Genomic DNA, 10,420 nt, shown 5'->3' with positions numbered 1-10,420 from the left:
TGAAGGCGAGTTTCACGACATCAGCCTGCAACTGCGTCAGGGCGAGATTCTCGGTATCTACGGGTTGATGGGGTCGGGGCGCAGCGAATTTCTCAACTGCATTTATGGGCTGACAACACCCGATGCCGGCAGCGTCACCCTGCAGGGCAAACCAATGCCGGTCGGGCTGCCCAAGGCGACCATTCGCGCCGGCGTGTCGCTGGTGACTGAAGACCGCAAGGACAGCGGTCTCGTTTTGAGTGGCAGCATCCTCTCCAACATCGCCCTGTCGGCTTACAAGCAGCTGTCGAGCTGGTCGCTGATCAACGCTCGCAAGGAAACCCGGCTGGCGGAAGACATGGTCAAACGCCTGCAGATCAAGACCACCTCACTGGATTTGCCGGTGGCGTCCATGAGTGGCGGCAACCAGCAGAAGGTGGTGCTCGCCAAATGCCTGTCGACCCAACCGATCTGCCTGCTCTGCGATGAGCCGACCCGAGGCATCGACGAAGGTGCCAAGCAGGAAATCTATCACCTGCTGGATCAATTCGTTCGCGGAGGCGGCGCAGCCATTGTCGTTTCGTCCGAAGCACCGGAGTTGCTGCGCCTCAGTGACCGGATTGCCGTATTCAAGGCCGGAAAGCTGGTGACCATCAGCAACGACGCCGACCTTTCCCAGGAAGCCTTGTTGAGTCTTGCCTCATGAATGCAAAAACCATAACCGCACCCGCCACTGCCGCACCACGCAGCCGCCTGCGTCTTTCGCTGGACCGTTTCGGATTGCCGCTGGTGTTCATTCTGCTGTGTATCGTGATGGCATTTTCCAGCGAGTATTTCATGACCTGGCGCAACTGGATGGACATCCTGCGCCAGACCTCCATCAATGGCATTCTCGCGGTCGGCATGACCTACGTGATCCTGACCAAGGGCATCGACCTGTCGGTCGGTTCTATCCTTGCCTTCGCCGGCCTGTGCAGCGCCTTGGTCGCAACGCAGGGCTACGGCCTGCTGGCTGCGGTCAGCGCCGGGATGTTCGCCGGAGCGATGCTGGGCGTGGTCAACGGTTTCATGGTTGCCAACCTGTCGATTCCGCCCTTTGTCGCAACACTGGGCATGCTTAGCATCGCCCGGGGCATGACCTTCATTCTCAATGACGGCAGCCCGGTTACCGACCTGCCGGACGCCTATCTGGCGCTGGGTGTCGGCAAGATCGGGCCGATTGGCGTGCCGATCATCATTTTCGCCGTGGTGGCGCTGATTTTCTGGATGGTGCTGCGTTACACCACCTACGGCCGCTACGTATACGCCGTGGGCGGCAACGAGAAAAGCGCTCGCACCTCGGGCATCGGCGTGCGCAAGGTGATGTTCTCGGTGTACGTGGTGTCCGGCCTGCTTGCCGGCCTCGCCGGCGTCGTGCTGTCCGCCCGGACCACCTCCGCACTGCCCCAGGCCGGCATGTCCTACGAGCTGGACGCCATTGCCGCCGTGGTCATCGGCGGAACCAGCCTGTCGGGCGGCACCGGCAGCATCGTGGGCACGCTATTCGGTGCCTTGTTGATCGGTGTGATCAACAACGGCCTGAATCTGCTCGGAGTCTCATCCTATTACCAACAGGTCGCCAAGGGCCTGATCATCGTGTTCGCGGTACTGATCGACGTGTGGCGCAAGAAAAAACGCTAAGCGCTTTTCCTCTGAATGAACGACTGACTACAACAATAACGGAGTTCTCATCATGAAATTCGGCACATCCCTGGCCGCTGTCGCGGCGCTCACCCTGCTTGCCAGCAGCATTTCCCTGGCGGCTGACGGCAAGACCTACAAGATCGGCGCAGCCGTCTACGGACTCAAGGGCCAGTTCATGCAGAACTGGGTGCGCGAGCTCAAGCAGCACCCGGCGGTCAAGAACGGCACCGTGCAGATCACCGTGTTCGACGGCAACTATGACGCGCTGACGCAGAACAACCAGATCGAAACCATGATCACCCAGCACTACGATGCGATCATTTTCGTGCCCATCGACACCAAGGCGGGTGTCGGCACCGTGGCTCGGGCCATGGAAAACGACATTCCGGTCATCGCGTCCAACACTCGCGTGGCCGGCACCAAAGTGCCCTATATCGGCAACGATGATGTCGAAGGCGGACGCCTTCAGGCTCAGGCCATGGTCGACAAGCTCAATGGCAAAGGCAACGTGGTGATCATCCAGGGCCCGATCGGCCAGTCCGCCCAGATTGACCGCGAAAAAGGCGAGATGGAGGTCCTGAAAAAACACCCTGACATCAAGATCATCGAAATGAAGACCGCCAACTGGTCGCGCGCCGAAGCTCTGACCCTGACCGAAGACTGGCTCAACGCGCACCCCAACGGCGGCATTTCCGGGATTATTGCGCAGAACGACGACATGGCTCTCGGTGCATTACAGGCGGTGAAATCCCGCGGCCTGACCCCCGCCGACGTACCGGTCACCTCAATCGACGGCATGCCGGATGCGATTCAGGCCGCAAAGAAAAACGAAGTCACCACCTTTTTGCAGGACGCCCAGGCCCAATCACAGGGCGCACTGGACGTCGCCCTGCGCGCGCTCGCCGGCAAGGATTACAAGCCGCAATCGGTGATCTGGGAGCGTTACGCCAAAGACGTGAAATGGGGTGATGGCACCGACAAGAACTACATCCTGCCGTGGGTACCGGTGACCAACGCCAATGCCGATGCGCTGTATCAGCAGGTAAGCGGCGGCAAGTAAATCCGCGCATTGACGATCGTTCCTACCTTACACCTACAGGAGTCATGTTCATGTCTGGATTCTGGAATCAGGCCTTCGACCTGACCGGCAAATGCGTCGTGATTACCGGCGGGGCGGCCGGAATCGGTCTGGCCTGCGCCAGCCTGCTGGCAGAACGCGGCGCACGAGTCGCCTTGCTCGACCGTGATCCGGCGGTGGCGGACGTTGCCGCCTCTTTGGGTGACGGACACTTGGGCATCGCCGTCGATCTGCGTCAGCTGGATCAGTTGCAAAGCGCTGTCGATGAGGTGTTCGCGCACTTCAAGCGTCTGGACTACCTGGTCAATAGCGCAGGTGTCGCCGTGCTGGACAAGGCCGTCGATGTCGACGAAGACGCCTGGGACGTCACGCTGGACATCAACCTGAAAGCCAGCTTCTTCGTCGCTCAGGCCTGTGCCCGACACATGCTGGCGCAAGGCAGCGGGCGCATCGTCAACCTGGCTTCGCAGGCCGCCGTCATCGCTCTGGACCGCCACGTCGCCTATTGCGCTAGCAAGGCGGCAGTGGTCGGCATGACCAAAGTGTTGGCCATGGAATGGGCACCGTACATCAATGTCAACGCGATCTCCCCGACCATCGTCGAAACCGCGCTCGGCAAGAAAGCCTGGGCCGGGGAGCTGGGAGAGAAGGCTAAAACACAGATTCCGGCAGGCCGCTTCGCCCGGCCGGAAGAGGTCGCCGGGCTGGCGCTGTACCTGCTCAGCGACGCCGCCAGCATGATCACCGGAGAGAACGTGGTGATCGATGGCGGATACAGCATTCAGTAATTCACTCTTTACCGCGAGGTTATTGCCATGTCCACGGATACCGAACGCACCGCCGAGCAGCTTTCCCCGGTGATTCCCGCCACCATGCAGGCCGTGGTCTGCCATGGCCCGGAAGACTATCGCCTTGAAACCGTCGATGTCCCGACACCCGGTCCGGACGAGATTCTGACCAAGGTCGAGCTGTGCGGGATCTGCATGGGCGATATCAAGACCTATCGCGGCGCGCCTTCGTTCTGGGGCGATGCAGAGCAGCCACGCTATGTGAAACCGCCAATGATTCCCGGTCATGAGTTTGTCTGTCGCGTCGTAGCCCTCGGCCCGGGCGCGGAAAAACGCGGCGTCAAGATCGGCGACCGGGTGATTTCTGAGCAGATCGTGCCGTGCTGGGGCTGCCGCTTCTGCAACCACGGGCAGTACTGGATGTGTCAGAAGCACGACTTGTACGGTTTCCAGAACAACGTCCAGGGCGCGATGGCCCAATACATGATCTTCACCAAGGAAGGCATCATTCACAAAGTACCGGACTCGATTGCGCCCGACGAAGCCATTCTGATCGAACCGCTGGCCTGCTCGCTGCACGCAGCAGAACGCGCCAACGTCGACTTCGATGACGTGGTCGTGGTGGCCGGTGCCGGTACGCTCGGGCTGGGCATCATCGGCGCAGTGCGCATGCGCAACCCGAAAAGGCTCATTGTCCTCGACATGAAACCCGAACGCGCCGCCCTCGCCCTGCGCATCGGGGCGGATGAAGTCTGGAACCCGGCCGAGGTCGATGTGCTGGCAAAGATTCGCGACATCACCGACGGCTACGGCTGCGATATCTATATAGAGGCCACCGGGCATCACAAGGCGGTCAACCAGGGCCTGGCGATGCTGCGTAAGCTGGGCCGCTTCGTTGAATTCAGTGTGTTCAACGACGAGGCCACGGTAGATTGGTCAATCATCGGCGACCGCAAGGAACTGGATGTGCTGGGCTCGCACCTCGGGCCCTACATGTATCCACGCGCCATTGATTTCATCGGCAACCGCAAGATTGATATGCGTGACGTGGTCACCCACAAGTTTCCCCTCGCCGATTTCAAGGAAGCCTTCGCTGTGATGGAACGCGGCGACAAGTCGCTGAAAGTGGTGCTGGAACCGTAACACGCTCTCTCCATATAAAAAGAACACAGGAAACCGCGTTATGAATCGAGTCATCAACGATCCGGACCAAGTAGTCGAGGACATGCTGCGCGGCATTCTGGTTGCGCACCCGGAACTGTCGCAAGGCGACAGCAACCCCAGAGTCATCAGCAAAACCAGGCCTTCACCCCAAGGCCAGGTGGGCATTGTCACCGGTGGTGGTTCAGGGCACGAGCCGGCGTTTCTGGGCTACGTCGGCCCGGGTCTGGTGGATGCAGTGGCGGTGGGCGAAATTTTTTCGTCACCGACCGCCAAGAGTTTTTTCGACGCCTTTCGCGCGGCCGACCACGGCGCAGGCGTGGCCTGCCTGTACGGCAACTACGCGGGCGACAACATGAACGTCAAGCTGGCGATGAAAATGGCCGCCAGCAAGGACCTGCAGATTAGAACCGTGGTCGCCAATGATGACGTGGCCTCGGCACCCAAGGCCGACATCGCCAAGCGTCGCGGCGTGGCCGGGGAAATATTCATGTGGAAGACCGGCGGCGCGGCTGCTGCGCTGGGGTACGACCTGAACGGCGTAATCCGTGTTGCCCAGAAGGCTGTCGATCAGTGCCGCTCCATCGGCATCGGCCTGACACCCTGCACCATCGCGGCGGTCGGCAAACCCAACTTCCAGATCCCGGACGGCAAGATGGAACTGGGTATTGGCCATCATGGTGAACCAGGCATCGAGGTCGTCCCGATCGAATCCGCCGCCGCCATGGCGCAACGCATGCTGGCGCCGATTCTCGCGGACCGTGATTTCAGCCAGGATGACGGGGTCGTGGTGCTGGTGTCGGGACTTGGCGCAACGCCGGTCATGGAGTTGTACATTTTTTACGCCGAAGTCGAGCGTCTCCTTAACGCGCGCGGTTTGACCATCCATCGCTGCTACGTCGGCAACTACTTCACGTCGCTGGAAATGATGGGCGTGACCCTGACCTTGCTGGGCCTGGACGCCGAGCTTAAAACCCTGATCGACCATCCGTGCCGCTCCATCGGCATGACCCAGGCGGAGTAAACCATGAGTCAGCATTTTTCCAGCCGTGACGGCAGCGCCATAGTCAGCGACCTGGTCACTGTCATCGTGGCCAACCGCGAGTACCTCAGTGAAGTCGACGGTGCCATCGGTGACGGCGACCACGGCATCAACATGGCCAAGGGCTTCGCCCATTGCGGCCGCAGCATCGAGGGACGACAACTGACCCTCGCCGAAGCGCTCGACGAACTGACGCTAAGTCTGATGGAGGGCATTGGCGGCTCCATGGGCCCGCTGTATGGCAGCCTGTTCATCGGCATGGCCGACGAGGTACGCGGCAGCGAACAGATAGACGCAGCGACATTCGCTCACCTGCTGCGTGGCGGCCTGACCTCCTTACAAGACATCACCGAAGCAGGCGTCGGCGACAAGTGTCTGATGGACACCTTGATTCCCGCTGTCGAGGCTTTTGAGCAGGCACACGCCTCGGGCGCTTCGTTCAACGACGCGCTGGACGCCATGAAGCGCGCCGCCTCACAGGGACGCGACTCGACCAGAGACCTGATGGCAAAAATCGGACGCGCCAGTCGCCTGGGCGAACGCTCGATCGGCGTGCTGGATGCAGGTGCGGTGTCGTGCTGCCTGATCCTGACCCGGCTTGCGGATTCGGTGCAGCCCAGGCTGGTTCAGGCCCGCGCCTAGAGTTCGAAGCGGATTCGACGCTCGCGGCGCTGAGTCTGCGGCAAGGCTTCGCCGCGTTTTACTGCCGCGAGCAATTGCTCGACACCGACATGGATGGCATCGGGCGGGACGTTATGAGGTTTGAAATTTGCCACATTGTCCAGGCCTTCTCGGTGGGCGCGAATGATCTTCACGTCCTGCTGAATGACAATGTGAGTGTATAAATGAATGAACGGACGCAGCATTCGCAATACCCAGCGCGGCACTGGAAAACGATAAGCGATGTAGGTGTAGACCCGGGACTGACGGTCAGTAATCGGGGTAATCTGGCTGACGATCAGAAACCCCGAGCGCGCCCCCCCCCAAGTAGTCGCAAAACGTGACATTGGGAGCGAGGAATCTATCGGTATGAATCAGCGGCTCGGCATCTGGATTGGTCAGCCATTGCACAATGCCGATCTTATCGGCTTCGTCGTGGTACGAGACCTCGATGCTGTGCGCCTTACAGGCCAGCGTCGCCTCCATCGTTCTGCCACTGCTTGATCTGAAAATTCCCTCGTGGACAAACACGGTATGGGGCACGTACAGAAAATTCTGTACCAGGCTGCCAACGTCAGCGTCGAAAGTATTGAGCGTGAAATAGGACTGCCACGGACGCTCACCGTAAGCTGGTAGCCTGAAAATCGGTCGGGCATGGGCGTCGCCCCTGCCTGTGTAGACCCAGACCAGACCGTCCTGCTCAATGACTGCAAAGTGCCGCTGCTGGTATCGGTAGCCCGACGATTGCCGAGCGGTCTTGTCCGCATCGACGCTGGGAATGTGAACGACCTGACCCTGTGCATCGTATCGCCAGCCATGATAAGGACATTCCAGGCAATCGTCCGTGACAAACGAGGTTCAGGTTCCGGGGCGCTGCTGAAAATCGGTACGAAAACCGGTGGCGAATACCACGAAATCGGCGGCGATACGCGCCGAAGGCGTGTGCAGCCAAACGCCACCCGCAGGGTTTTGCTCAACCGCCAACAGTGAACAGCCCAGCAAAAATCTTGCTTTGCCGGACGCGGAAACCCGCAGTGTGCTGCCGCGTGGCGGCGGGACCTGCTGGGTGTTGAGGTAATGACGAATGCGCCACTTCCACTCATCCGGCAGGCGCCAGTATCCATGGACCATACCCGGATTGCCTGCGCCCTTGCCCTTGTTGACGCGCGGCAGCACAGCGCGACGAATAAGCAGATCCACACCCGTCGCGCCTGCTTCCAGCGCAGTCGCGGCGCTGTCCATGGCCGAGGCGCCGCCACCGATCACGGCGACGCGTTTGCCTTCGAACCAGTTGCCCTGCAGGCCGTCAGCGGAGTGAGCCCATAAATGCCTGGGGAGCGACTTTGCGAATTCGGGTATCCACGGGCCGCCAAGCCCGTCACGGCCAGTCGCCAGAACCACATGGCGCGCGACAAAGAAAAGTGTCTGAGAGGGTGTTTCGACATCCAGCGTTACCAGACCGTCCGGCCTGGGCTCAACCCTACTGACACGGTGCTCGTTGCGCACATCCAGATTCAGCACTTTGCGGTACCAGCGCAGGTAGTCAGCCCACTGCAGACGCGGAATCTTGTCCAGTGTCGCCCAGCCTTCAGCGCCGAACTGCGCTTCGTACCAGGCACGGAATGTGAGCGCGGGAAGACCGAGCGCCGGGCCGGTGAGCTGTTTGGGCGAGCGCAAGGTTTCCATGCGCGCAGTGGTCGCCCAGGGGCCTTCGTAGCCTGCGCGCGACTGATCGAATATCACGGCTGCCACACCCAGATGGCGCAGTTCGGCCGCCAGCGCAAGCCCCGCCATGCCACCGCCGATAATCGCGACGTCCAGCACAGCTCTGCCCTCACTCTCGCGTGGCTTGACCCACGGGTTGGCAGGCAGGTCCAGCCAGGCCAGGTCCTGACACAAGCGTGCTTCCAGTGCTTCGAGACCTGCGGGGACATCTACATGGGGCATTGATCGGTACTCGGTAAATGATCGGGCGGACAACCCGAGCCTTCATTCAACCTTTCAAAATCCATTCCAATAACGAAATAAATGAATTCTTAAAGGCTATGAATGCAAAAAAAAAAATACTAAAAGGCGCCCTTTATTCCTGCAACGCGCAAAAAAGCATATTGATATTCCTAAATTTCAGGTTGATGTGGCCTTGAGGGCTCGCTGATCGGTCTCATTCGACGTAAATACTCTGCAACAGGGCGTCGTGAGCACTGGCTTCATGCATGACCATTTCAGGCAACAGCGCCTTCGCAGCCACGGCGATTTCATCGATCAGTGCAAGGGCGACATCGGAATGCGGGCTGGCGAACGCCGAAATCAGACCGAAGAAGAACGGGATGTTGCAGGCGATCGGCCGCACCACTACACCCTGAATCGGCACACCCATGGCCGTGAACGGGTCGACCAATGCAATGCCTAGCCCGGCCCTGGCCATCTGCATGGCGATCAGTGACGTGTTGGTGTCGAGCATGTGCGGCGGCTCGCCGCCCGCGTCCTGAAACGCCTTGTCGATGCGTCGACGAAACCTATAGGGATTGGCCATGGTGATCAGCGTCTGACGCGCCAGTACATCCATTGGTAGCACCTCATAGGTCGCCAGGTCAGACTCATCTGGCAGGACAGCGACGCAAGGTGCCTCGCCAATCCAGTGAATCTCCAGCCCGCGATGCTCCAGCGGCAGGCTTACCGCCCCCAGGTCCGTGGTCTTGGACAGCACCGCCTGAACCACATTTTCCGGCGACATGCTCTGCAACTGGATTTGCCGTGGCTTCAAGTGCTCCGGCAGCCTGGCCAGCGCGGCCGGTAGCAGCCCGGCGGCCAGGGCGGAAATCGCCACCAGTTTGATCTGATGATTTTCTTCCTCGGCAATGTGCCGGGCACGCTGGCGAATGTTGCGAATACCCAGCAGCGCACTCTCCACCTCGCCATACATCATGAACGCCTTGTGTGTCGGCGTGACCTTCGGCCCGCTGCGCTCGAACAGCGCAAACCCCAGTTCCTGCTCAAGCTCCTGAATCACCCGGGTGACCGATGGCTGTGAGCGGCCGAGCATCTTGCCAGCGGCCGTGACACTGCCGGCCGACATCACCGCCGCAAAGGCTTCAAGCTGACGCAAATCCATAAACACCCTTGATCGATACAGATGATGGCTGGAGCGCGCGATCCGCGGCCTCGCCGTTCGAGTCGCGAAAGTCTACACGCTGTTAGTAAAACGGGTCATGACCAACGCCTTTTAATGCTGCACAGAAGACAATCGCCATCTGACTAACGGCGCTCTCCGCACTTTTCAAAAAACAAGAGGTCTACGCTCAACGCCGAAAAATAAGGATGCCCTAGCACCACACATCACGACGGTTAAACGCTGTAGAAAATGTCTGTAACCCCATGCCTACAGGACTCACGGAAACGGCCTTCTGGCGTTACCGATTGCGATGAAGATTCTCGATACGGTCCAGGATTTATGCTTCTGATGAAGCAGAAAATTTGCGTAGCATCATGCAGTTGAGCCAGCCCCTACGACTCACTAACCGTATTTGCTTTAAGGACGAAGATTTAATGGACTATCAGTTGCAGGAAGAATGCATCACTTTGCCCAAAGGCTTTAGTGACCGTACCGTAAACATGTTTGTCCTTGGGCAGGATATTCCGGCACCACTCAGCATCACGCTGTCTCGAGATATTCATCTCCAAGGTGAAGACCTAAATACTTACGTACAAAGACAACTGAAACTCCTGACGTCCAGACTGCGCAGCTATACCGTCCTTGCCCGCAAAGCGATTTCCACTTCAAACGCCAGCCTTGAACCCGGTATAGAAATCGAAGCGTACTACCTCAACGAAACGCACACTATCCATCAGCGTCAGGCAGCGTTTATGATCGGTGGCGGGCAGGTTCTGGTCTTTTCCTACACCAGTCAAGCGGACTTCACCGATCAGCGAAACCGCGACTGGACCGATTTAATAGCAAGCTTTACATCCAAATCCGAAACAACCTTGAACAGCGTAAAGGAGTAACAACGATGTTCGAGGCAGCCCGTT

General features: G+C 59.3%; 9 protein-coding genes and 2 pseudogenes. 8 read left to right on the top strand and 3 right to left on the bottom strand.

Annotated features, from left to right (window positions below):
* The 7 genes from BZK31_RS26490 to dhaL form a co-directional block, all read left to right on the top strand.
* Positions 1–685 (top strand): ATP-binding cassette domain-containing protein (locus BZK31_RS26490; protein ID WP_157900804.1); only part of this gene is annotated, 685 nt, incomplete at its 5' end.
* The gene (locus tag BZK31_RS26485) at positions 682–1,659 is read left to right on the top strand and encodes an ABC transporter permease (RefSeq protein ID WP_083186186.1); all 978 of its coding nucleotides are present in this window, start codon (positions 682–684) and stop codon (positions 1,657–1,659) included. The genes BZK31_RS26490 and BZK31_RS26485, both read left to right, overlap by 4 nt.
* A 52-nt stretch (positions 1,660–1,711) precedes the next feature.
* Complete coding sequence (locus tag BZK31_RS26480; RefSeq protein ID WP_083186185.1) at positions 1,712–2,722, top strand: substrate-binding domain-containing protein; 1,011 nt, start codon at positions 1,712–1,714, stop codon at positions 2,720–2,722.
* Between the two features lie 50 nt (positions 2,723–2,772).
* On the top strand, positions 2,773–3,528 hold the full coding sequence (locus BZK31_RS26475) for an SDR family oxidoreductase (protein ID WP_083186184.1): 756 nt from the start codon (positions 2,773–2,775) through the stop codon (positions 3,526–3,528).
* Between the two features lie 27 nt (positions 3,529–3,555).
* Positions 3,556–4,671 (top strand): MDR/zinc-dependent alcohol dehydrogenase-like family protein, encoded by a 1,116-nt coding sequence (locus BZK31_RS26470; RefSeq protein ID WP_083186183.1) that lies wholly within the window; start codon positions 3,556–3,558, stop codon positions 4,669–4,671.
* Positions 4,672–4,711: 40 nt separating this feature from the next.
* On the top strand, positions 4,712–5,713 hold the full coding sequence (locus BZK31_RS26465) for a dihydroxyacetone kinase subunit DhaK (protein WP_083186182.1): 1,002 nt from the start codon (positions 4,712–4,714) through the stop codon (positions 5,711–5,713).
* 3 nt (positions 5,714–5,716) lie between these two features.
* The gene (dhaL, locus tag BZK31_RS26460) at positions 5,717–6,373 is read left to right on the top strand and encodes a dihydroxyacetone kinase subunit DhaL (RefSeq protein ID WP_083186181.1); all 657 of its coding nucleotides are present in this window, start codon (positions 5,717–5,719) and stop codon (positions 6,371–6,373) included.
* Here the strand turns inward: dhaL and BZK31_RS26455 are convergent.
* From BZK31_RS26455 to BZK31_RS26445, 3 genes and pseudogenes are all read right to left on the bottom strand, one after another.
* A pseudogene (locus BZK31_RS26455) lies at positions 6,370–7,225 on the bottom strand (Rieske 2Fe-2S domain-containing protein). The gene dhaL and the pseudogene BZK31_RS26455 sit on opposite strands and share 4 nt — an antisense overlap.
* A 33-nt stretch (positions 7,226–7,258) precedes the next feature.
* Positions 7,259–8,338: pseudogene (locus tag BZK31_RS26450) on the bottom strand (NAD(P)-binding domain-containing protein); the annotation flags it as partial.
* Between the two features lie 214 nt (positions 8,339–8,552).
* Positions 8,553–9,503 (bottom strand): LysR family transcriptional regulator, encoded by a 951-nt coding sequence (locus BZK31_RS26445; RefSeq protein WP_083186180.1) that lies wholly within the window; start codon positions 9,501–9,503, stop codon positions 8,553–8,555.
* Positions 9,504–9,937: 434 nt separating this feature from the next.
* Here BZK31_RS26445 and BZK31_RS26440 point away from each other — a divergent pair, with 434 nt between their 5' ends.
* Positions 9,938–10,396 (top strand): DcrB-related protein, encoded by a 459-nt coding sequence (locus BZK31_RS26440; protein WP_083186179.1) that lies wholly within the window; start codon positions 9,938–9,940, stop codon positions 10,394–10,396.
* Positions 10,397–10,420: the final 24 nt, after the last annotated feature.

The sequence above is a fragment of the Pseudomonas floridensis genome, from assembly GCF_002087235.1.
Classification (GTDB): domain Bacteria; phylum Pseudomonadota; class Gammaproteobacteria; order Pseudomonadales; family Pseudomonadaceae; genus Aquipseudomonas; species Aquipseudomonas floridensis.
This window is presented reverse-complemented; position numbering and strand designations above follow the sequence as displayed.